General features: G+C 70.6%; 19 protein-coding genes and 1 riboswitch. Of the genes, 10 read left to right on the top strand and 9 right to left on the bottom strand.

Features of this window, described 5'->3' with window-relative positions; all coding sequences use genetic code 11:
* Positions 1 to 106 precede the first annotated feature (106 nt).
* The 5 genes from KV381_RS18375 to KV381_RS18395 all read right to left on the bottom strand — a co-directional run bounded on the left by KV381_RS18375 (position 107) and on the right by KV381_RS18395 (position 3,819).
* Positions 107 to 1,000, bottom strand: a complete 894-nt coding sequence (locus tag KV381_RS18375) for a GNAT family N-acetyltransferase (protein WP_218785698.1) — start codon at positions 998 to 1,000, stop codon at positions 107 to 109.
* Positions 1,001 to 1,004: 4 nt separating this feature from the next.
* Positions 1,005 to 1,532, bottom strand: coding sequence for a hypothetical protein (locus tag KV381_RS18380; protein ID WP_030077300.1), 528 nt, complete (start codon positions 1,530 to 1,532; stop codon positions 1,005 to 1,007).
* A 119-nt stretch (positions 1,533 to 1,651) separates the two neighbouring features.
* Positions 1,652 to 2,131: an NUDIX domain-containing protein gene (locus KV381_RS18385; protein WP_030077302.1), complete on the bottom strand. Its 480-nt coding sequence runs from the start codon at positions 2,129 to 2,131 to the stop codon at positions 1,652 to 1,654.
* 55 nt (positions 2,132 to 2,186) lie between these two features.
* Positions 2,187 to 3,311, bottom strand: coding sequence for a cystathionine gamma-lyase (locus KV381_RS18390; protein WP_030626864.1), 1,125 nt, complete (start codon positions 3,309 to 3,311; stop codon positions 2,187 to 2,189).
* A 130-nt stretch (positions 3,312 to 3,441) separates the two neighbouring features.
* Positions 3,442 to 3,819 (bottom strand): phage holin family protein, encoded by a 378-nt coding sequence (locus KV381_RS18395; protein WP_030077304.1) that lies wholly within the window; start codon positions 3,817 to 3,819, stop codon positions 3,442 to 3,444.
* An 87-nt stretch (positions 3,820 to 3,906) separates the two neighbouring features.
* Here KV381_RS18395 and KV381_RS18400 point away from each other — a divergent pair, with 87 nt between their 5' ends.
* From KV381_RS18400 to KV381_RS18415, 4 genes are all read left to right on the top strand, one after another.
* Positions 3,907 to 4,224 (top strand): cupin domain-containing protein, encoded by a 318-nt coding sequence (locus tag KV381_RS18400; protein WP_030077305.1) that lies wholly within the window; start codon positions 3,907 to 3,909, stop codon positions 4,222 to 4,224.
* A gap of 159 nt (positions 4,225 to 4,383) precedes the next feature.
* Positions 4,384 to 4,596: a DUF5326 family protein gene (locus tag KV381_RS18405; RefSeq protein ID WP_030077306.1), complete on the top strand. Its 213-nt coding sequence runs from the start codon at positions 4,384 to 4,386 to the stop codon at positions 4,594 to 4,596.
* Positions 4,597 to 4,989: 393 nt separating this feature from the next.
* On the top strand, positions 4,990 to 5,766 hold the full coding sequence (locus KV381_RS18410; protein ID WP_032789937.1) for an IclR family transcriptional regulator: 777 nt from the start codon (positions 4,990 to 4,992) through the stop codon (positions 5,764 to 5,766).
* A gap of 101 nt (positions 5,767 to 5,867) precedes the next feature.
* A complete protein-coding gene (locus KV381_RS18415) occupies positions 5,868 to 6,305 on the top strand; it encodes an SsgA family sporulation/cell division regulator (RefSeq protein WP_030077310.1) in 438 nt (145 codons plus the stop codon).
* Between the two features lie 54 nt (positions 6,306 to 6,359).
* On the opposite strand, the gene KV381_RS18420 is transcribed toward KV381_RS18415, so the two are convergent.
* Positions 6,360 to 7,706 carry a YibE/F family protein gene (locus tag KV381_RS18420; RefSeq protein WP_218785699.1) on the bottom strand — a complete coding sequence of 449 codons (1,347 nt, stop codon included), beginning with the start codon at positions 7,704 to 7,706 and terminating at the stop codon, positions 6,360 to 6,362.
* Between the two features lie 70 nt (positions 7,707 to 7,776).
* Positions 7,777 to 7,910: riboswitch (TPP riboswitch) on the top strand.
* Between KV381_RS18420 and thiC the strand changes: the two genes are divergently transcribed.
* Entirely contained in the window at positions 7,903 to 9,693 is a 1,791-nt protein-coding gene (gene thiC, locus KV381_RS18425) for a phosphomethylpyrimidine synthase ThiC (protein WP_030077314.1), read from the top strand. It overlaps the preceding riboswitch by 8 nt.
* A 284-nt stretch (positions 9,694 to 9,977) precedes the next feature.
* Entirely contained in the window at positions 9,978 to 10,334 is a 357-nt protein-coding gene (locus KV381_RS18430; RefSeq protein ID WP_030626875.1) for a DUF805 domain-containing protein, read from the top strand.
* Between the two features lie 184 nt (positions 10,335 to 10,518).
* Here KV381_RS18430 and KV381_RS18435 read toward each other — a convergent pair whose 3' ends face one another.
* The 3 genes from KV381_RS18435 to KV381_RS18445 form a co-directional block, all read right to left on the bottom strand.
* Entirely contained in the window at positions 10,519 to 11,352 is an 834-nt protein-coding gene (locus KV381_RS18435) for a hypothetical protein (protein ID WP_086777590.1), read from the bottom strand.
* Between the two features lie 203 nt (positions 11,353 to 11,555).
* Positions 11,556 to 12,749 (bottom strand): metallophosphoesterase, encoded by a 1,194-nt coding sequence (locus KV381_RS18440; RefSeq protein WP_256995241.1) that lies wholly within the window; start codon positions 12,747 to 12,749, stop codon positions 11,556 to 11,558.
* 159 nt (positions 12,750 to 12,908) lie between these two features.
* The gene (locus KV381_RS18445) at positions 12,909 to 14,021 is read right to left on the bottom strand and encodes a LacI family DNA-binding transcriptional regulator (protein WP_030626883.1); all 1,113 of its coding nucleotides are present in this window, start codon (positions 14,019 to 14,021) and stop codon (positions 12,909 to 12,911) included.
* A gap of 404 nt (positions 14,022 to 14,425) precedes the next feature.
* Between KV381_RS18445 and hisC the strand changes: the two genes are divergently transcribed.
* From hisC to cydD, 4 genes are all read left to right on the top strand, one after another.
* Positions 14,426 to 15,505: a histidinol-phosphate transaminase gene (hisC, locus tag KV381_RS18450; protein ID WP_030077323.1), complete on the top strand. Its 1,080-nt coding sequence runs from the start codon at positions 14,426 to 14,428 to the stop codon at positions 15,503 to 15,505.
* 288 nt (positions 15,506 to 15,793) lie between these two features.
* The gene (locus KV381_RS18455; protein WP_030077325.1) at positions 15,794 to 17,305 is read left to right on the top strand and encodes a cytochrome ubiquinol oxidase subunit I; all 1,512 of its coding nucleotides are present in this window, start codon (positions 15,794 to 15,796) and stop codon (positions 17,303 to 17,305) included.
* 16 nt (positions 17,306 to 17,321) lie between these two features.
* Positions 17,322 to 18,323, top strand: a complete 1,002-nt coding sequence (cydB, locus tag KV381_RS18460) for a cytochrome d ubiquinol oxidase subunit II (RefSeq protein WP_030626888.1) — start codon at positions 17,322 to 17,324, stop codon at positions 18,321 to 18,323.
* 85 nt (positions 18,324 to 18,408) lie between these two features.
* Positions 18,409 to 21,933 carry a thiol reductant ABC exporter subunit CydD gene (cydD, locus tag KV381_RS18465; RefSeq protein WP_218785701.1) on the top strand — a complete coding sequence of 1,175 codons (3,525 nt, stop codon included), beginning with the start codon at positions 18,409 to 18,411 and terminating at the stop codon, positions 21,931 to 21,933.
* The last annotated feature ends 41 nt before the right edge of the window (positions 21,934 to 21,974 follow it).

Here is a 21,974-nt window from a genome sequence, read left to right on the forward strand (position 1 = left end):
GCGCACGGCGAAACAGCAGCACCGAGAAACAGCAGCACCGAAAGCACCCGCACCACCACCACGCATCAGCCGCACCACCCCACGAGGGCGGTGCGGCTGTTCCGCGTCAGCCCGTCGCGACGGTGAGCGGGGAGAACCGGCGGGCGGCGTCGCCCGGCAGCTCCGCGAGGCCGTACGTCATCACGGTGGTCCAGGAGAGAGGCTCCAGACCGTGCTCCGTCAGCCAGCCGAGCAGTTCCTTGTGCCGACCGTCGATGTCGGCCCGCAGCGGCCGGTCCGTCGTCCCGGCCAGGGCCGAGACCAGAGCCTGCGCGGTGGCCGTGTCCCGTGCCACCAGCGGCCCGACCACCGCGGCGTGCCCGCTCGGCCAGAGTGCCGCGTAGCCGACCAGCTCACCGTGTTCCTCGGCGACCTGGAGCCGGTCGGAGAAGGCGGGCAGCCGGGCGAGGAGATGCGTCCGGTCGGCGCCGAACACGGGGAGGTCGAGCCGGACCATCGCCTGCAGATCGTCCGCAGCGGCCGGGCGGGTGGTCAGGGACGGGCGGGAGGGAGCGGCCGAGGGGGAGCCGCCGGGCCGGGGAGCCCCGAAACGGCCACCGACGCGTTCGGCCCGGCCCACGGGGGAGAAGCCGAGGCCTTCGTAGAGCGGGCGCCCCTGCTCGGTGGCGTACAGCGCGAGCGGGCTGTCCCCCACCGCCTCCATCACGTGTCGCATGAGCCGCCGGGCGAGCCCCTGACGTCCGTAGCGCCCGGCGACGAGCAGCATGCCCACCGCGGTGAGGTCGGATCCGTACGGCGTGGTCAGGCAGGTCGCGGCCAGGCCCTTGCCGTCCGGGGCGTCGATTCCGTATCCGATGCCGGCCGAGAGGAGCAGCCCCCACCGGTGTTCGTCGCGCGGCCAGCCGCGGTCCTCGCAGAGATCGGCGCAGGGGACCAGATCTCCCCGGTTCAGGCGCCGGATCGGCAGGTCGACGAGGGAGCGGGGTGATGGGCTGTGCATGGGGTCAGGCTGTCTGACGGGGAGATGGCGCGTCCACCGATTTCGCGGAACTGGCCGAGATCCGCAGCCGCCTGCCGCGCCGGGTGAGCCCCCAGGGCTTCAGTACCGAGATCGCGGTGATGAAGAGATAGGTGGCCGTGGCCACCGACGGCGCGATCACGAGGTTGATGTCGACCACCTCGTCGGCGACCGCCGCGTCGATACCGGGGCGCAGGGAGAAGATCGACAGTCCGGTGGTGATCAGGGTCAGCCAGAATTTGATCCACACCCAGCGGTGCCGGGCCAGGCCCCACGGCGTGCCCAGCGCCAGCACCAGACCGCTCACCAGGGAGAGCAACGCCACCGGGACCACCAGCCAGTCACCGAAGACCTTCATGGCCCGGGTGGCGGCACTCGCGGTGGCCGGGTCTCCGGTGAGGAAGGCGGTGAGGCCGAGCGTCAGCAGACCGACGGTCAGACCGAGCCAGCTGACGGAGACGGCGACATGGGCGACGAGGACCCCTCGGCGTACGGGGCGCTTGAGTGGTTTCACGTGAAACACGATGCCGAGCCGCGCGCCCCGGGTCGTCCGGCACCGGGAGTATCCACGCGTACCGGCCGGGGAGTACGCGCCCCGGCCGGGACGAGGGCGCTTGCCCGGAGTGGCGGAGGTCAGCCCAGGTCGGGGGCGTGCATCGCCCGTACGCCTTCGATGTTGCCGTCCAGGTAGTGCCGCAGGGACAGCGGTACGAGGTGCACGGCCGCGATCCCGACCCGGCTGAACGGCACCCGGACGATCTCGTACTCCCCGGTGGGCTCGTCGATCTCCGGTCCGTGCCGCAGCGAGAGGTCCATCGACGCCAGCCGGCAGACGAAGAAGTGCTGGACCTTCACTCCTGTCACGCCGCCGTCCGCGATGTGCTCCACGGTGTCGACGAAGCACGGCACCACATCGACGATCTTGGCGCCGAGCTCCTCGTCGACCTCGCGGTGCAGCGCTTCGACGACGGTGGCGTCCTCCGGCTCGACCCCGCCGCCGGGCGTGAGCCAGTACGGATCGACTCCCGGCTTCGTGCGCTTGATCAGGATGAGATCGTCGCCGTCGAGCAGGACGGCGCGTGCGGTGCGCTTGACCACAGGACGTTCGGTCATGGCAAGAGCGTGGCCCGTCGAGGGCCGTCTGAAACTCCCCGGCCCACGACAGGCCCTACCGGACTGCCGTGTCCAGCGCCTGTTCGACGTCGGCGAGCAGGTCCTCGGGGTCCTCCGCGCCGACCGAGAAGCGGATGAAGCCCTCCGCCACGGCGTCGCCGCCCCAGCGGCCCCGGCGCTCCGCGGTGGACCGGACGCCGCCGAAGCTCGTCGCGTCGTCGACCAGGCGCAGCGCGGAGAGGAAGCGCTCCGCGGTCTCCCGGTCGGCCAGCTCGAAGGAGACCACGGAGCCGAAGCGCCGCATCTGGCGTGCGGCGACGGCGTACGACGGGTCGGTGGGCAGGCCCGGATACCGCAGGCCGGTGACCTCCGCACGCTTGGCCAGCGCCTCGGCGAGGGTGAGCGCGGTGGTGCACTGCCGGTCGATGCGGAGCTGGAGGGTGGCCAGCGAGCGGTGCGCGAGCCAGGCTTCCATCGGCCCGGGGATCGCCCCGACGACCTTGCGCCAGCGCCGTACGTCCGCCGTCAGCCGGGGGTCGCGGCAGGTCACATGGCCGAGCAGGATGTCGCCGTGCCCGGTCATGCCCTTGGTGTCGCTGGCGACCGAGAAATCGGCGCCCAGCGCCAGCGGGCGCTGGCCGATCGGGGTGGCCAGGGTGTTGTCGACGGCGACCAGGGCGCCCGCCGCGTGCGCGGCCTCCACCAGCCGCGGGATGTCGCAGACGTCCAGGCCCGGGTTGGACGGGCTCTCGATCCACAGCAGTTTCGCGCCGGTCAGCAGGGCCAGCTGGGCGTCGCCGCCGGTCGGCGCGGTCCGGACCTCGACTCCGTACGCCGCCAGTTGCTCCCGTACGAGCGGCAGCGCCTGGTAGCCGTCGTCGGGCAGGACGACGGCGTCGCCCGAGCGGACCTGGGAGAGCAGCACCGCGGTGATCGCCGCCATGCCCGAGGCGAACACCGTCGTGCTCACCTCCTCACCGGGAGCCTCCAGCTCGCCGATGGCCCGCTCCAGGTGGGTCCAGGTCGGGTTGGTCTCCCGGCCGTAGGTGTAGGGGCCCACCGGGTCGCCGGAGAGATGGAAGTGCGCGGCGAAGACCGGGCCGGGCAGGGTCGGTTCGAACTGCTCCGGTTCGGGAAGCCCGGCGCGTACCGCACGCGTTCCGTCGCCCATGGTGCTCATGCTGCTCCTTCACTGCATTCCCGGCTGGTGAAACCGCTGGTGGATCGGGTGGACCCGGTGGTGGACCGGTGTCCTTCCGCACTCTCTCAGAGGCCCCGGAGCGGACCTTCGCCAGATCCTGGTACCGGTATCAGTCCTCGTCGGGCAGGACGACATTGAGCGCCCAGGACACGACCGAGATGATCAGCCCGCCGAGCACCGCCGTCCAGAACCCCTCGACGTGGAAGCTGAGGTCGAACACGCCGGCCAGCCAGGAGGTCAGCAGCAGCATCAGGGCGTTGACCACCAGCGTGATCAACCCCAGCGTCAGGATGAACAAGGGGAACGTCAGCAGCTGGACCACCGGCTTCACCAGGAAGTTCACCAGGCCGAAGATCAGCGCGACGAGGATCAGGGTGAGGACCTTGCGGCCGGTGCTGCCGCCCTCCAGCGTGATGTTGCCGATCAGCCAGATGGCAACGGCCAGCGCACCCGCGTTGGCGATCGTCTTGACTACGAAATTCTTCATGTGTCTGATCGTGGCAGACATGATCGGTGGTGGACACCGGCAGTACGGATACAGCCGACAGCGTGGGCACAAGGGGCGGGACGGGCCATGAAGGCATTCAGACTGGACGAGCTGGAGGCGGAGCGTGCCGCCAACGACGGCGCCTATCTGCAGTTCGTGCGGGAGCGCAATATGTCCGTCGGCCTGTACGCCCTGGACGCGGGCGAACTCGATCCGCAGCAGCCCCACCAGCAGGACGAGGTGTACTTCGTCGTCAGCGGGCGGGCGGCGATCACGGTGGGGATGGAGACGACGCAGGTCGGCAGGGGCAGCGTGGTGTATGTGCCCGCGGGGGTGGCACACAAGTTCCACCACATCACCGAGGACCTGAGGGTCATGGTCGTCTTCTCGCCGCCGGAGGGCTGAGGCCACCGGCCCGGATGTCCGGGCACCGGAGGTTCTTTTCTCGGGGATCCCTAGGGGCTGGATCAGGGGTCTTCAAGGGCTGCCGACCGCCCACCGGGCGACCTCACGCCCTTAGCATCGAGGCAAGGACTTCACAGAGACGAGGTAGAGGCGATGGCCGTGCGGGAGATATTCGCGGGAATGCCCTGGTGGGTGAAGTGGATCGCGGTGCCCGTCATTGCGATCTTCGTGTTCGGCGGTCTGATCGCCAGCGTGGTCGGCTTCGTGATCAGCCTGCTCTTCAAGGTGCTGGTCTTCGTCGTCGTGGTCGGCGGTCTGATCTTCGTCGTCCGCAAGTTCATGTCGTCGTCGTCCTCGCGCGGTGACTGGTAGAACACGGATCCCGGGCCGGCGCGGGGGCCGGCCTGTTCCGTCCGACTCGGCCGGCCCGGTTCCGAAGGGCGCGGCGCGGTCAGCGTCCCGGGAGCATTAGCCCAGCAGAGCTAAGTCCCGAAAGAAACCACCCGTCTGCCGCAGGCGGCCGATACAGTGGCAAACCGCTGCCGCCATCCGGAATGTGACCTTCCGTCACCATATCGATCGCCTGATCGGTCCTGGGTACGACAGTCCGGTCGTTGGCCTCCGATCGCCGGCGCCCGGACCGGTCCTCGCCGGTCACGGGTCACCGGATCTCCGGTCCCCTCCGGTCCTCGGGATCGCGGCAGGCCCGTGGGGGCGGCCCCCACGGGAGGGCCGACGGCCCGTCACCATGCCTGGGGGTGACCTTTGACCACGGCATCGAGCACCGCTGTCCCGACGTTGATCGGTTCGGTTCAGCGGGCGTTGAGGCTGTTGGAGGCTGTGGGCGCCCATCGGGACGGGGCTCCCGCCAAGCAACTGGCACGTGAGGCGGGGCTTCCGCTGCCGACCGCCTACCACCTGCTGCGGACCCTCACCCACGAGGGCTATCTCCGCCGTGAGAACGGCGTCTTCCTCTTCGGTGCGGCCGCCGAGAACCTGACCGCCGCCCCCGGCGGCCGGAGCCGCCCACGCCCCACGTCCGTCGCCGACTCCCTCGGCCACTGGCGCGACGCCATCGGCGCCCCGGTGTACTGCGCCGTTTACTGCGACGGCGAGATCGAGCTCATCGCGGTCGCGGACGCCCCCGACACCCCGGCGGTGGAGGAGTGGGCCTCGTTCCGGGAGACCGCCCACGCGCACGCCATCGGCCAGTGTCTGCTCGCCCAGCTCGACGAGCGGGCCCGCGAGGACCACCTCGACCGGCACCCCGTACGCCCGCTCACCCGTTACTCAGTGCGAGATCGCGCCACACTTCTGGAGCGGCTGCGCACCCTCCGACGAGGTGAACCGGTCATCGAACGCCAGGAGTACGCACTGGGGACCGTGTGCGCCGCGATTCCCGTCACAGCCGGTGCCACCATTGCGGCGATGGCCATTTCCGTACCCCTGGAGCGGGAAGATCGGTTGCTGCCCGCAGTCGAACAGCTACGTGGCGAAGTCGCCAGCCTCTTGCGTTCGTTCGTGTTCTCTATCAGTATCTGAAAAATCACTCCTTGTGATCTGCTATCGCGTGCACCACGATGGCGTCAATAGGGCCATGGGGGATCATTCCTGGCCAGTTTCATCTACTGCGGGGTTGAACGATGCGCGAGTCGGTTCAAGCAGAGGTCATGATGAGCTTCCTCGTCTCCGAGGAGCTCTCGTTCCGTATTCCGGTGGAGCTCCGGTACGAGGTCGGCGATCCGTACGCCATCCGGATGACGTTCCACCTGCCCGGCGATGCCCCTGTGACCTGGGCGTTCGGCCGCGAACTGCTGCTGGACGGGCTCAACAGCCCGAGCGGCGACGGAGATGTGCACATCGGCCCGACCGAGCCCGAGGGCCTCGGCGATGTGCACATCCGGCTCCAGGTCGGCGCGGACCGTGCGCTGTTCCGGGCAGGAACGGCGCCACTGGTGGCGTTTCTCGACCGGACGGACAAGCTCGTGCCGCTCGGTCAGGAGCACACGCAGGGTGACTTCGACGGGAATCTGGAGGACGCGCTCGGCCGCATCCTCGCCGAGGAGCAGAACGCCGGCTGACCGGGCGGGTACAGCCGACGGTCCGTCATCCTGTCGCGCGCCGACAGCCCGTCATCACTTCTTGCGTCGACGGCCCCGGCCGCTCCGCGCGGGCGCGGCCGTAGCCGTCTGCGCGCCGCCGGGCCCCGGGCGGTCCGCGGAGACGACCAGCGCGGCGAGCACCGTGGTCACCGGCACCGAGGCGACCAGGCCGATCGACCCGACCAGGGTGCGGACGATCTCCTCGGCGACCAGCTCGCTGTTGGCCACCGTCCCCACACTGCTCTGGGCGATGGAGAAGAGCAGCAGCAGCGGCAGCGCCGCGCCCGCGTACGCCAGCACCAGGGTGTTGACCACCGAGGCGATGTGGTCCCTCCCGATACGGATACCTGCCCGGTACAGCCCCTTCCAACCCATCTCCGGGTCGGCCTGGTGCAGTTCCCAGACGGCGGAGGTCTGTGTGACCGTCACATCGTCGAGCACCCCGAGCGAACCGATGATGACACCGGCCAGCAGCAGACCGCTCATGTCGATGTCCGGGTAGAGGCCGTGGATGAGGCCGGTGTTGTCGTCGGTGTTGCCGCTGAGGCTCGCCCAGCCGATGAACAGGGACCCCAGCAGCCCGATCAGCAGCAGCGAGATCAGCGTGCCGACGACCGCGACCGAGGTACGGGCCGTCACCCCGTGACAGAGATAGAGCGCAGCCAGCATGATCGCGCTGGCCCCGATCACCGCCACGACCAGCGGATTCGAGCCCTGCAGGATGGCCGGCAGGATGAACAGGGTCAGTACGACGAACGACACGGCCAGCGCCACCAGGGCCATCAGCCCGCGGAACCGGCCCACCAGGACCACGGCGAGCGCGAAGATCCCGGCGAGCAGCGCCATCGGGACCTTCCGGTCCACGTCGGTCACGGAATACTGGAGGTCGCGCGGCGCGTCGGGCGCGTAGGCCACGACCACGCCCTGACCCTCCTTCAGCTGCCGGGGCGCGTCCGGCTGGACCACCTCGACGAACCTGCGGCCCTTGTCGTCGCCGCTGGTCACTTCGATGGTGGCCTTCGCGCAGTCCCCCTCCTGCTCGTTGACGGCCTCCCGGCCCGAGGGTGTGGAGGTGTCGCCGGTCGGGGGCACCTGCGCGGCGTTGACGTCCGCGCAGTCGACCTTGACCACCTGGACGACCTTGCCGTCCTGGGTCTGCCGGTCGAATCCGACGCCGGTGCGCTCGTGGTCGGGCACGCCGCCGGGCCAGAACGCGATCAGGCCGACGACGACCGCCGTCGCGAACGGGATCAGCACGGCGGCGATGACCTTGCGCAGGTGTCGGGAGACCGGCGCGGCGGGCCCGTGGCTGTGCGTGTGGCCGTGGCTGTGGCCCTGGGGCGGCGGCTGGGGTGCGGGGTCGCTTTGGGGGGAGGTCACGGGGCGATCATCGCAAGAACGGGAGGGCCCTCTGGTCAGCTCGCCGGAAAGGACGCTAGCGTGGAGGCACCTTTGCACACGCGGGAGCTCGGAGCACCGGGCTGAGAGGGCGCTGATCGCCGTACATCCGTACGGGACTCGCTGCGCCGACCGCCGAACCTGTTACCGGGTAATGCCGGCGTAGGGAGTAGGTCTCATGACCACATCGGACGCACGCACGCCTGCCTCGAAACAGAACGCCGCGCACCAGGGCGACGAGGCCGGGAAGTCCATCGGCTGGCACAAGGGGTACGTCCAGGGCTCGCGCCCGGACCTCCGGGTGCCGGTCCGACAGGTGCACCTCACCAACGGCAAGGACGTGACGCTGTACGACACGTCGGGGCCGTACACCGATCCCGGCATCGACACCGATGTCCGCCGCGGTCTCGCGCCCCTGCGGGAGAACTGGATCATCGCCCGCGGTGACACCGCGGAGTACGCGGGTCGCCCGGTCCGCCCCGAGGACGACGGGCTCAAGCACACCTCGCCGCGCGGCGGGCTGCGCAACCTCGACGCGGTGTTCCCCGGCCGTCCGCGCCAGCCGCGCCGGAGCCGCGACGGACGCCCCGTCACCCAGCTCGCGTACGCCCGCCGGGGGGAGATCACCCCGGAGATGGAGTACGTGGCGATCCGGGAGAACGTCGAGGCCGAGGTCGTCCGTGAGGAGATCGCGGAGGGCCGGGCCGTACTGCCGGCCAACGTCAACCACCCCGAGATCGAGCCGATGATCATCGGCAAGCGGTTCCTGGTGAAGGTCAACGCCAACATCGGCAACTCGGCCGTCACCTCCTCCATCGAGGAGGAGGTGGACAAGATGACCTGGGCGACGAAGTGGGGCGCCGACACGGTCATGGACCTGTCCACCGGCCGCAACATCCACACCACCCGGGAGTGGGTGCTGCGCAACTCCCCCGTGCCGATCGGCACCGTCCCGCTCTACCAGGCCCTGGAGAAGGTCGACGGCCGGGCCGAGGAGCTGACCTGGGAGATCTACAAGGACACCGTCATCGAGCAGGCCGAGCAGGGCGTGGACTACATGACGGTCCACGCCGGCGTGCGCCTGCCGTACGTCCCGCTGACGGCCCGTCGCAAGACCGGCATCGTCTCGCGCGGCGGCTCGATCATGGCGGCCTGGTGTCTGGCGCACCACAAGGAGTCGTTCCTCTACGAGCACTTCGAGGAGCTCTGCGAGATCCTCGCGACGTACGACGTCACCTACTCGCTGGGGGACGGACTGCGCCCCGGGTCGATCGCGGACGCCAACGACGAGGCGCAGTTCGCCGAACTGCGCACGCTGGGCGAGCTGAACACGATCGCCAAGCGGTTCGGCGTGCAGACCATGATCGAGGGTCCCGGGCATGTCCCGATGCACAAGATCAAGGAGAACATCGACCTCCAGCAGGAGATCTGCGAGGAGGCGCCGTTCTACACGCTCGGCCCGCTGACCACGGATGTCGCGCCCGCCTACGACCACATCACCTCGGGCATCGGCGCCGCGATGATCGCCTGGTGGGGCACGGCGATGCTCTGCTACGTCACGCCCAAGGAGCACCTGGGGCTGCCCAACCGGGACGATGTGAAGACCGGCGTGATCACCTACAAGATCGCCGCCCACGCGGCCGACCTCGCCAAGGGGCACCCGGGCGCGCAGGAGTGGGACGACGCGCTGTCCGACGCGCGGTTCGAGTTCCGGTGGGAGGACCAGTTCAACCTGGCCCTCGACCCGGACACGGCACGGGAGTTCCACGACGAGACGCTGCCCGCCGAGCCCGCGAAGACGGCGCACTTCTGCTCGATGTGCGGGCCGAAGTTCTGCTCGATGAAGATCTCCCAGGACATCCGGCGTCAGCACGGCGGTTCCCAGGAGGAGATCGAGGAGGGCATGGCCGAGAAGTCGAAGGAGTTCGCGGCCGCCGGCAACCGGGTCTACCTGCCTATCGCCGACTGATCCGTTCCGGCACCATGGCAGGGACCACCGGGCCCTGTCATGGTGCCGGGGCCCGCCTTCGCCCGGTCCGCGCCTTTACGGGTAACTACAGCTGGTTCACCGCTGTTTGGCACGGTTAACCGCCTTGTTAAGCGACAGTATGGACACAGTCGTGTGGCAGCTGGATGTACGTTTGGCCGCCGGCTCACCTGCGCTTGACCCTTTCCTTATCCGTGGCTTACTTTCCGGCTTGCTTGGCTGAAATTGGTGCGCCCTCGGAACGGGGGCCCGGGGAGGGAAACACAGTGAACTGGTACCTGGACGTACTCAAGAACTACGCAGGCTTCAGCGGACGCGCGCGCCGTAAGGAGTACTGGATGTTCGTGCTCTTCAACTTCATCATCGGTGTCGTGCTGTCGGTCATCGGCACGGCGATAGACACGCAGATCCCGTACTACCTCTACCTCCTCGCGGTCCTCGTCCCGTCGCTGGCGGTCCTGGTGCGCCGGCTGCACGACACCGGCCGCTCGGGCTGGTGGTTCTTCATCGCGTTCGTCCCGCTGGTCGGCTTCATCATCCTGATCGTCTTCCTCGCCTCGGAGGGCAAGCCGGAGACGAACCAGCACGGCGCCAACCCGAAGCTGGCTCCGCAGGGCATCTGATCCACCGCTCCGGTCCGTCCGGAGCGTCTCCCCGGGCCGGGCGCGGCACTTGCCGCCCCGGCCCGCGGTGCGTCCGGAGCCGGAGGCGGGGCCGGACCCCGGAGCAGGATGCGGCAGCGGAAGCGGAAGCGGAAGCGGAGCCGGCACCGAACCGCAGACGGAAGGCGGTCCGGGCCGCGGCCCGTCAGTCCGGGCGGTGTTCGGGGCCGCCGAAGTCCGGGCTGGTGAAGTCGGGGCTGGTGAAGGTCGGCCGGGGGCCGGCCGCCGGTCCGTCGTCCGGGCCCGAGAAGTCCGGCCTGCTGTAGCCCACCTTCGGGATGCGGTGGGGCGAACGGTGCGGGGTCCGCGCGGCGGGGCCCGCGGTGGGGTCGGCCAGGGCGTCCCGGAGGAACGGGAGGATGCCGCGCTCCAGCAGGGCGTGGCGCCAGGCCTCCCGGGCTCGTGCGACCTCCTCCGGAAGCTCCTGTTCCTCGTCCTCGGCGGCCAGGGACGTCGTGCTGTTGCGGAGCGCGGTGACGAGCAGTCCGACCGCCGCGACCAGGATCGCGGCGGCGGCGACCGCCGCGAAGAACCACCCGGCGGCGACCATGGAGTCGCCGAAGGCCACCGAGGGGCTGACCGCCTTGAGCAGATAGCCGACGAGCAGGAAGATGACGGCCGCGGTACCGGCCAGCAGCGGGGTCAGGACCGTGACGACCGCGCCTATGCCGGCCCCCGCCCCGGCCGCCGTGCTCTGCGGCCCGTCCACGGCCGGGAGCCCGTCGGCCGCTTCGGCGGCGGTCGAGGCCCGGCGCAGTTCGTCCCGGGCCTCGACGTAGTGCTCGTACTCGGTGGCCGCGGCGGCGGTGATCAGCGCCGTGGCGCTGAGCGCCATGGTGCGCAGCTGTTCGGTGTTGAGCCGGTCACCGACGCCCTCCAGGTCCGGGCGTTCATGAGCGTGGCGCAGTGCGTCGCCCAGGATCCGCTCGTACTCGGGTCCGTCCTCGGCCAGCAGGTGCGGAGCGCTTGTCATCTGCATCCCCCGATGCTCCGTCGGTGCCCGGCTGCCCGCGTGGACCGGGCGATCGGGCGGAAACGGAGGAGAGCCTGCCACTGATACGCCGATGGTAGAGCGCTCACGGCACGGGGTGACAGTGTGTTTCCAGAATTGGGCCCGGTGACGGGTCCGGTGATCGGCGAGGTCGGCGCGGGCGGAACCTGAAGCGCCTTCCCCGTCGATGGTCAGGCATGCAGGGGGAGTTGAACCACCAGCAGCTTTCCGGCCATGGTCACTCCACCGTCCATGGCGATGGCGAGGCCGTCCGCGTACACGTGCGGGCCGTTGATCACGGGGCCCGACGCGTCCTCGCCGTCCTCCGTGCCGACCTCGCCCAGGAGATACGGAATAGGGCTGTGACCATGGACGACGCGCTGTCCGCCGTACGTCGCCATCAGCTCGCGCACCGCGTCGGCGCCGCCCTCGTCCCGGAAGGCGAACCGCTTGGTCAGCTTGCGGAAGAGGTCCCAGCACTCGTCCGCGTCGTTACGCGTGAGAATGGCCGTGATCGTGTCGTTGACGTCCTCGATGGTGGAGCCGTAGTCGAGGTAGGCCGTCGTGTCGGAGTGCATCAGCAGATGCCCGTCCTCCTCGACGACCGCGTCGAGCCGGGACATCCACTGGAGGTGGACGTCCTGGAGGCGCTCCATGTCGGTCTTCTGGCCGCCGTTGAGCAGCCAGGCGGCCTGGAAGGTGGCGGTGCCGGCCCCGGAGTTGACGGGGGTGTCGGCGAACCGCTTGGCGCCGAGCAGCAGCAGCTCGTGGTTGCCCATCAGGGCCTTGCAGTAGCCGCCGGCCGCCGCCGCCTCGGCGGAGAGCCGCATGACGAGGTCGATGACCCCGATGCCGTCCGGACCGCGGTCGGTGAAGTCGCCGAGGAACCACAGCCGGGCGTTGCCCGCGGCCCAGTTCCCGTCGGCGTCGATGAGGCCCTGCTCGCCGAGGGCGGCCAGCAGTTCGTCCAGATAGCCGTGGACGTCGCCGACGACGAAGAGCGGGCCGAGGCCGTCCTCGGGCGCCGGGGCCGGCTCGGCGACGGTCTGCACCTGGACCGTGTCGCCGCGCCGGATGACCGGGAGGTCCCGCTCGGTCGGTGTGTAGCCCTCCGGCTGCTCGTCGCCCACGACAGCGTTGCCGGGGTGCGGCGGCCGGTCCGGCGCGGGTGCCCGCGGCGGTACGGAGGCGGCCGGCGGTACGGGAGCGCCCGGCGCCGGCGGGTTCGGGTCCGGCGCACGGGGCGGTACCGAGGAAGGAGGTGCCACCTGTGCCTGTGGTGGCACGGGTGTCTGCGCATACGGCGGAACCCGGAAGTCACGCAACGTCGCCGTCCGCACCACGGGTTCCTGACCGGCCCCCTGAGTCATCGACCCCTCCACCACCGTCGCGCCGCCGTACACCTGACGGGCCCTGCCTGGTAGAGGTGGTCCGCGGTGTCGTGCGCCCATCATAGGAATGCGGATCGATCTGTGTGACGCACCAGGGGTGGTGAATCCGGGCGCACGCACGGTTCACCGGCCGATTGGTCCGAAAAGAGCCGATCAATCCCCGCTGGGGGAGCGCGGCGGGCTGACCGTGGTGCGCGGTGGGCGGCGTTGCGAGGAGGTCCGGACGATGAGCTCCGTCGGTATGACCTGCTCCACCGGCCCGTCGTGCTCGACCCCTTCGATGGCGTCGATGAGGAGCTGGACGACGGCCGTGCCGATGCGGCGCGGCTTCAGCGAGAGCGTCGTGATGGGCGGCTCGGTGGCCGCGTACACGGTGGACTCGCTGCAGCAGACCAGCAGCAGGTCCTCGGGGACCCGCAGTCCGTAGCGGCGGGCCGCCGCGAGGAGATCGGTGCCGTTGGGGTCGAAGAGCCCGTAGACCGCGTCGGGGCGGTCCGGGCGGGCGAGCAGCCGGTCGGCGGCGACCGCCCCCGCGCAGGGGTCGTGGGCCGGGTAGGACTCGTAGACGGGATCCTGGCCGACCCGCTCGCACCAGTGGAGGTAGGCGGTGGTGGACAGCCGGGTGTACGTGTCGGTGGTGTTGCCGGTCAGCAGGCCGATACGGCGGGCTCCGGCGGCGGCGAGATGGTCGAGGAGGTCGAGTACCGCGGCCCGGTGATCGTTGTCGACCCAGGCGGTGACGGGGAGCGTCCCGGCCGGGCGGCCGTCCGAGACGACCGGCAGTCCCTGGCGGACGAGTTCGGTGACGACCGGGTCCTGGTCGGAGGGGTCGATGACGACGGTCCCGTCGAGTGCGACGTTCGACCAGACGTCGTGCCGGGAGGTGGCGGGCAGGATGACGAGGGCGTAGCCGCGGGCGAGCGCCGCGGAGGTCGCGGCTCTCGCCATCTCCGCGAAGTACGCGAATTCGGTGAAGGTGAAAGGTTCATTCCCGTACGTGGTCACGGTCAGGCCGATCAGCCCCGACTTGCCCGTACGGAGGGTTCGGGCCGCGGCGGACGGGCGGTAGCCCAGGCGCTCGGCGACCTCGCGGACATGGCGGCGGGTGGCGTCCGGGAGCCTGCCCTTGCCGTTGAGCGCGTCGGAGACGGTCGTGATCGAGACTCCGGCCGCGGCGGCCACATCACGGATCCCCGCCCGTCCCGGCCGGCCGCTGCGCCGGGGTGTCTCCGTCCGGCTCACCTGGTGCTTCCCTGCTGCTGTCATGGCGAGCCGATAGTAGGGCTCCGAGGGGTGGTCGGTCCGGTCGCATATGCGCACGTTGACAGGCACGTTTCTGCAAGGTCACTGTCTATCAGATTCCTTTGAATGCAAGGGAGTTGGGTGTTCATGCATGCGTGTTTCAGGTGCTGGCGGGTGGCAGCCTGCCGAATGTGCGATGTCTCGAAGAGGTCTCAACTCACCACTTCGGGGGACGCGCGCCACGGCGTGAGCCACCGGCGCGCGCCGGACCGTGATGCGCTCCCCCGGGCGGAGGCCCCGGGCCGCCCCGCGCGAGGTCCCATTCCCGGGCACTGCGGTCGATTTCCCGCTCGGGCCATTCGCAGCGGGGCCCAATCCTCATAAGGTGTGCAGTATTGCTGTGAACGGACGGTCGAGGAGGACCTGCGGTGAGCGAGACGAGCCCCAAGCTGCGCGCCGAGCTGGACGGCGTTCCCGCCTATGTGCCGGGGAAGCCGGCGGCGGCCGGTGGACCGGTCGCGTACAAGCTGTCCTCCAACGAGAATCCCTATCCGCCGCTGCCGGGTGTCCTGGAGTCGGCGCTCGCCGCCGCGGGGAACTTCAACCGCTACCCGGACATGGCGTGCACCGGCCTGATGAACGAGCTGGCCGACCGTTTCGGTGTGCCTCTCTCGCACATCGCCACCGGAACGGGCTCGGTGGGCGTGGCCCAGCAGCTGCTCCAGGCCACCTCCGGCCCCGGCGACGAGGTCATCTACGCCTGGCGGTCCTTCGAGGCGTACCCGATCATCACCCAGGTCAGCGGCGCGACCTCGGTCAAGGTCCCGCTGACCGACGGCGATGTGCACGACCTCGACGCGATGGCGGACGCGATCACCGACCGGACCCGGCTGATCTTCGTCTGCAACCCCAACAACCCCACCGGCACGGTGGTGCGCCGAGCGGAGCTGGAACGGTTCCTCGACCGGGTGCCGAGCGATGTGCTGGTGGTGCTCGACGAGGCGTACAAGGAGTTCATCCGCGACGCCGACGTGCCGGACGGCATCGAGATCTACCGGGACCGGCCCAATGTGGCGGTGCTGCGGACCTTCTCCAAGGCGTACGGTCTGGCCGGGTTGCGGGTCGGCTTCGCGGTGGCCCACGAGCCGGTGGCCGCCGCGCTGCGCAAGACCGCCGTCCCCTTCGGCGTGAGCCAGCTCGCCCAGGACGCGGCGGTGGCCTCGCTCCGCGCCGAGGACGAGCTGCTGGGCCGGGTCGGTTCGCTGGTCGCCGAGCGCACCCGGGTCAGCGCGGAGCTGGTGCGCCAGGGCTGGACGGTGCCGGAGTCGCACGCGAACTTCGTCTGGCTGCGGCTCGGTGAGCGGACCCTCGACTTCGCGGCGGCCTGTGAGCGGGCCGGGGTGGTCGTGCGGCCGTTCGCGGGCGAGGGTGTGCGGGTCTCGATCGGCGAGGACGAGGGCAACGACCTGTTCCTGAAGGCGGCGGAGGCGTTCCGCGCGGAGCTGTAGCCGCGCCGGGCGCGCGAGGCGGCTCCTCGCGCGCGGTGGCGCCGTACGACCGGGTGGCCCCGGACCTCGATCGACGAGGCCCGGGGCCTTTCGCGTGGGCGGCGGAGGCCGTGCGCACGGGCTTGGGCCGAAAAGGGGTACCCCCGACGAAGGCTCCGAAAGTGTGTGCGCCATAATTGCTTGTGAATGTGAACGCGTTCACAAGCGTGCCCTGCTTCCTCCCGTAATCGGGGGAATCAAAGGGGCATAGTGCCGGTGTGACCACGGCGATGTAAGGAGACTGACGACGTGGACCTAGCTCTGGCGCCGGAGACCCTGGCGCGATGGCAGTTCGGCATTACCACCGTCTACCACTTCCTCTTCGTCCCCCTGACGATCTCGCTCGCCGCGCTCACCGCCGGCCTGCAGACCGCCTGGGTGCGGACGGAGAACGAGAAGTACCTCAGGGCGACCAAGTTCTGGGGCAAGCTGTTCCTGATCAACATCGCCATGGGCGTCGTCACGGGCATCGTCCAGGAGTTCCAGTTCGGCATGAACTGGTCCGACTACTCGCGCTTCGTCGGCGACATCTTCGGCGCTCCGCTCGCCTTCGAGGCGCTGATCGCCTTCTTCTTCGAGTCCACCTTCATCGGGCTGTGGATCTTCGGCTGGGACAAGCTGCCGAAGAAGATCCACCTCGCCTGCATGTGGATGGTCTCGATCGGCACGATCCTCTCCGCCTACTTCATCCTGGCGGCCAACTCCTGGATGCAGCACCCGGTCGGCTACCGGATCAACGAGGAGCGCGGCCGCGCCGAACTCACCGACTTCTGGCGGGTGCTCACCCAGGACACCGCGGTCACCCAGTTCTTCCACACCATCACGGCGGCGTTCCTGGTCGGCGGGGCCTTCATGGTCGGCATCGCCGCGTTCCACCTGGCGCGCAAGAAGCACATCCCGGTGATGCGGACCTCGCTGCGGCTGGGGCTGATCACCGTGGTGGTCGCCGGACTGCTCACCGCCGTCAGCGGCGACAGCCTCGCCAAGGTCATGTTCCGGCAGCAGCCGATGAAGATGGCCGCCGCCGAGGCGCTGTGGGACGGTCAGGAGCGGGCGCCGTTCTCGATCTTCGCGTACGGGGACGTCAGCAAGGGCCACAACTCCGTGGAGATCTCGCTCCCCGGGATACTGTCCTTCCTCGCCAACAACGACCCGAACTCCTATGTCCCCGGCATCAACGACATCAACAAGCAGTCGCAGGAGAAGTACGGGCCCGGCGACTACCGCCCCAACATCCCGGTCGCGTTCTGGAGCTTCCGCTGGATGATCGGCTTCGGGATGGCCTCCTTCGGCCTCGGCCTGCTGGGGCTCTGGCTGACCCGGAAGAAGTTCCTGCTGCCACCGGCGCTGCGGACCGGTGAGGACGAGGTGCCGCATCTGGTCCTGTTCCGGAACAAGGCGCTCAGCCCGCGGCTCACCAAGCTCTACTGGCTCGTCGCGCTCTGGACGCTGCTCTTCCCGCTGATCGCCAACTCCTGGGGCTGGATCTTCACCGAGATGGGCCGGCAGCCCTGGGTGGTCTACGGGGTGCTCCAGACCCGTGCCGGGGTCTCCCCCGGTGTCTCGCAGGGCGAGGTTCTCACCTCGATGATCGTCTTCACCCTGCTCTACGCGGTGCTCGCCGTGATCGAGGTGAAGCTGCTCGTGAAGTACATCAAGGCCGGGCCGCCGGAACTCACCGAGGACGACCTGAACCCGCCCACGAAGATCGGCGGCCACGACGAAGACGACGCCGACCGGCCGATGGCCTTCTCGTACTGAGCACAGGAGCTGAGAGATGGAACTCCACGACGTCTGGTTCGTGCTCATCGCCGTCCTCTGGACCGGCTACTTCTTCCTGGAGGGATTCGACTTCGGCATCGGGGTCCTCACCAAGCTGCTGGCCCGCGACCGCAAGGAGCGCCGGGTCCTGATCAACACGATCGGGCCCGTCTGGGACGGCAACGAGGTCTGGCTGCTCACCGCGGGCGGCGCGACCTTCGCCGCCTTCCCCGAGTGGTACGCCACCCTCTTCTCCGGCTTCTATCTGCCGCTGCTGATCATCCTGTTCTGCCTGATCGTGCGGGGCGTCGCCTTCGAGTACCGCGCCAAGCGGTCCGAGGAGCGGTGGCAGACGAACTGGGAGACCGCGATCTTCTGGACCTCGCTGATCCCCGCGGTGCTGTGGGGCGTGGCGTTCGGGAACATCGTGCGGGGCGTGAAGATCGACGCCGACATGGAGTACGTCGGCAACTTCTGGGACCTCCTCAACCCGTACGCGATCCTCGGCGGCCTCGTCACGCTCACCCTCTTCACCTTCCACGGGGCGGTGTTCGCCGGTCTCAAGACGGCGGGCGACATCCGGATCCGGGCCCGCGCCCTGGCGCTGAAGCTCGGCCCGGTCACCGCGGTGCTCGCGCTCGGCTTCCTGCTCTGGACCCAGGCCGAGAACGGCGACGGCTGGAGCCTGGGCGCCCTGGTCGTGGCGGTGGTGGCGCTCCTGGCCGCGATCGGGGCGATCGCCAAGGGACGTGAGGGCTGGTCGTTCGCGTTCTCGGGCGTGACGATCGCGGCGGCGGTCGCGATGCTCTTCCTGACGCTCTTCCCGAACGTCATGCCGTCCTCGCTGAACGACGCCTGGAACCTCACGGTCACCAACGCCTCGTCCAGCCCGTACACGCTCAAGATCATGACCTGGTGCGCGGGCATCGCCACGCCCATCGTGCTGCTCTACCAGAGCTGGACCTACTGGGTCTTCCGCAAGCGCATCGGCACCCAGCACATCGCCGACGCGCACTGACTCCGGTGAGCTGCCGCGGGCCTCGCGGCGCGCGGCAGCTCTCGATCCCGCAGAGCTCACCGACCCCGCCGGGGGGATGTTTCACGTGAAACCGATCGATCCGCGTCTGCTCCACCACGCACGGGCCACCCGCCTCTTCCTGGCGGCCGTGGTGGCTCTCGGCCTGGTCGGCGCCCTGTTGGTGATCGCCCAGGCGATGCTCATCGCCGAGATCGTGGTGGGCGGCTTCGAGGGCGGGCTCACGGTCACCGCACTGCGTACCCCTCTCCTGCTGCTCGCCGCCGTCGCGCTCGGGCGGGCCCTGGTCGCCTGGCTCACCGAGCTGGCGGCCCATCGCGCCAGCGCGGCCGTCAAGTCGGAACTGCGCGGCCGGCTCCTGGAGCGGGCGGCGCGACTGGGCCCCGACTGGCTGAGCGGACAGCGCACCGGTTCGCTGGTCGCCCTGGCGACCCGGGGCATCGACGCGCTCGACGACTACTTCGCCCGCTACCTCCCGCAGCTCGGCCTCGCGGTCGTCGTGCCGGTGGCGGTGCTCGCCCGGATCGTCACCGAGGACTGGGTGTCGGCGGCGATCATCGTCGTCACCCTGCCGCTCATCCCGCTGTTCATGATCCTGATCGGCTGGGCCACCCAGTCCCGGATGGACCGGCAGTGGCAGCTGCTGTCCCGGCTCTCCGGGCACTTCCTGGACGTCGTCGCCGGGCTGCCGACCCTGAAGGTCTTCGGGCGGGCCAAGGCCCAGGCCGCGTCGATCCGCACCATTACCTCCGACTACCGCAGGGCCACCCTGCGCACCCTGCGGATCGCCTTCCTCTCCTCCTTCGCCCTGGAGCTGCTGGCGACCCTGTCGGTGGCGCTCGTCGCCGTCACGATCGGCATGCGCCTCGTCCACGGTGAACTCGACCTCTACACCGGTCTGGTGGTCCTGATCCTGGCCCCGGAGGCGTATCTGCCGATCCGCCAGGTCGGGGCGCAGTACCACGCGGCGGCCGAGGGCCTCTCGGCCGCCGAGGAGATCTTCGCGGTCCTGGAGACCGAACCCCGCGCCCCGGGCACCGAGGACGTGCCGGACACGCTGCGCCTGGAGCTGGCGGAGGTGACCGTACGCCACGAGGGCCGCGCCGAACCGTCGTTGGACGCCGCGTCGCTCACCGTGGAGCCGGGGGAGACCGTCGCCCTGGTCGGCCCGAGCGGGGTCGGCAAGTCCACCCTGCTGAACGTGGTCCTCGGGTTCGCCGTACCCGACGAGGGGCGCGTCCGGGTCGGGGGCCGGGACCTCGCGGAGCTGGACCTCGAACGCTGGCGGAGCCGGATCGCCTGGGTCCCCCAGCGCCCCTACCTCTTCGCGGACACGATCGCCGAGAACGTCCGCCTCGCCCGGCCCGACGCCGACGACGAGGCGGTCCTCGCGGCGCTGCGGGACGCGGGCGCGTACGACTTCGTCGCGGCACTGCCCGACGGGCTGCGGACGCCGCTCGGCGAGGACGGCGCCGGGCTCTCCGCGGGCCAGCGTCAGCGCCTCGCCCTGGCCCGGGCGTTCCTCGCCGACCGGCCGGTCCTGCTGCTGGACGAGCCGACCGCGAGCCTGGATGGCGAGAGCGAGGCGGGCATCGTCGACGCCGTACGGCGGCTGGCCACCGGGCGGACCGTGCTGCTGGTCGTCCACCGTCCGGCGCTGCTGGCGGTCGCCGACCGGGTGGTGACGCTGGAACCGCGTACGGGAGCCCCTGAGGAGCCGTACGCGAAGGTGCTCGCGGGCGCCGCGGCCCCGGGGTCCGCCGTACCCGAGCCCCTCGCCGGGGGTGAACTCCCGGACACCCGCAGGGCGGAGGACCTCGCCCCCCTCGGGACGAGCGGCAGCCGCTCCGGGCGCCTGCTCGCCCGGGTCCGCGCGTCCGCCGGGGCGCAGCGCGGCCGGCTGACCCTGGCCCTGCTGCTCGGCAGCCTGGCCGTCGGGTCGGCCGTGGGGCTCATGGCGGTCTCCGGCTGGCTGATCTCCCGCGCTTCCGAACAGCCGCCGGTGATGTATCTGATGATGGCCGTCACCGCGACCCGCGCTTTCGGCATCGGCCGGGCGGTCTTCCGCTACGCCGAGCGGCTCGTCTCGCACGACGCCGTGCTGAAGCTCCTCGCCGACCTGCGGGTCTCCGTCTACCGGGGCCTCGAACGCATCGCCCCGGCCGGACTGCGCACCACCAGGCGCGGCGATCTGCTGTCCCGGCTCGTCGCCGATGTGGACGCGCTCCAGGACTACTGGCTGCGCTGGCTGCTGCCCGCCGGTACCGCCCTCGTGGTGGGCACCGCGGCCGCCGGGTTCACCGGCTGGCTGCTCCCGGAGGCGGGCGTGATCCTGGCCGTCGGGCTGCTGGTCGCCGGGGTCGGCGTGCCGTTCGTCAGCGGCGCCTGCGCCCGCCGTACGGAGCGTCAGCTCGCGCCCGCCCGCGCCGCCCTGGCCACCCGGGTCGCCGATCTCCTCGGCTCCACCGCGGAGCTGACCGTCGCGGGGGCGCTGCCCGCCCGACAGGCGCGGCTGCGCACGGCCGACCGGCTGCTGACCCGGATCGCCTCCCGCGCGGCCGCGGCGACGGCGCTCGGCGGCGGTCTGTCCGCCCTGGTCTGCGGGCTCACCGTGGTCGCCGCCGCGGCCGTCGCCGTTCCCGCCGTGCACGACGGCCGGCTGTCCGGCGTCGCGCTCGCCGTGGTGGTGCTGACCCCGCTGGCCGCTTTCGAGGCCGTCACCGGGCTGCCGCTCGCCGTGCAGTACCGGCAGCGTGTCGCCCGGAGCGCGGAGCGGGTGTTCGAGGTGCTGGACGCCCCCGTGCCCGTACGGGAGCCCGAGAGCCCCGCGGAGGAGCCCGCCGCCCCCTTCCCACTGGAGGTACGAGGGTTGAGCGCCCGCTACCCGGGCGCGGCGCGGGACGCCCTGTCCTCGCTCGACCTGACGCTGACGCCCGGACGGCGCATCGCGGTCGTGGGCCCTTCCGGTTCGGGCAAGACGACGCTCGCCCAGGTCCTCCTGCGCTTCCTGGACGCCTCGTCGGGGACGTACCGGCTCGGCGGCGTCGAGGCGGCCGCGCTGGAGTCGGACACGGTCCGGCGCTCGGTGGGGCTGTGCGCCCAGGACGCGCACGTCTTCGACAGCACGATCCGCGAGAACCTGCGCCTGGCCCGGCCCGGGGCGACCGACCCCGAGCTGCGCGACGCACTCTCCCGGGCCCGGCTCCTGGAGTGGGCGGCGGCCCTGCCGCAGGGGCTCGACACCCCGGTGGGCGAGCACGGCGCACGGCTCTCCGGCGGCCAGCGCCAGCGCCTCGCCCTGGCCCGCGCGCTGCTCGCCGACTTCCCCGTCCTCGTCCTGGACGAGCCGGCCGAACACCTCGACCTGCCGACCGCCGACGCCCTCACCGCCGATCTGCTGGACGCGACCCGGGGCCGTGCGACGGTCCTGATCACCCACCGGCTGACCGGCCTGGAGGCGGTCGACGAGGTGCTGGTGCTGGACGCGGGCCGGGTCGTGCAGCGCGGACCGTACGCCGAACTCGCAGCCGAGGACGGGCCGCTGCGCCGGATGCTGGAGCGCGAGAGGGAGACGGTGGGGGCGGGGGTGTGAGGCCCGGGGGATGCCCTGGGCGACGCGACCGTGCGCGGCCC

Origin of the sequence: Streptomyces sp. WY228 (assembly GCF_019287315.1) — a bacterium.
Taxonomy (GTDB): Bacteria; Actinomycetota; Actinomycetes; order Streptomycetales; family Streptomycetaceae; genus Streptomyces; species Streptomyces caviscabies.

What these genes read in the sequence shown, in the direction of transcription:
- cydB (WP_030626888.1), top strand. Translation starts at nt 17,322, where the DNA reads ATGGAACTCCACGACGTCTGGTTCGTGCTCATCGCCGTCCTCTGGACC.
- KV381_RS18435 (WP_086777590.1), bottom strand. Translation starts at nt 11,352, where the DNA reads ATGCAGATGACAAGCGCTCCGCACCTGCTGGCCGAGGACGGACCCGAG.
- KV381_RS18400 (WP_030077305.1), top strand. Translation starts at nt 3,907, where the DNA reads ATGAAGGCATTCAGACTGGACGAGCTGGAGGCGGAGCGTGCCGCCAAC.
- KV381_RS18445 (WP_030626883.1), bottom strand. Translation starts at nt 14,021, where the DNA reads ATGACAGCAGCAGGGAAGCACCAGGTGAGCCGGACGGAGACACCCCGG.
- KV381_RS18415 (WP_030077310.1), top strand. Translation starts at nt 5,868, where the DNA reads ATGCGCGAGTCGGTTCAAGCAGAGGTCATGATGAGCTTCCTCGTCTCC.
- KV381_RS18375 (WP_218785698.1), bottom strand. Translation starts at nt 1,000, where the DNA reads ATGCACAGCCCATCACCCCGCTCCCTCGTCGACCTGCCGATCCGGCGC.
- KV381_RS18395 (WP_030077304.1), bottom strand. Translation starts at nt 3,819, where the DNA reads ATGAAGAATTTCGTAGTCAAGACGATCGCCAACGCGGGTGCGCTGGCC.
- KV381_RS18385 (WP_030077302.1), bottom strand. Translation starts at nt 2,131, where the DNA reads ATGACCGAACGTCCTGTGGTCAAGCGCACCGCACGCGCCGTCCTGCTC.
- thiC (WP_030077314.1), top strand. Translation starts at nt 7,903, where the DNA reads ATGACCACATCGGACGCACGCACGCCTGCCTCGAAACAGAACGCCGCG.
- KV381_RS18390 (WP_030626864.1), bottom strand. Translation starts at nt 3,311, where the DNA reads ATGAGCACCATGGGCGACGGAACGCGTGCGGTACGCGCCGGGCTTCCC.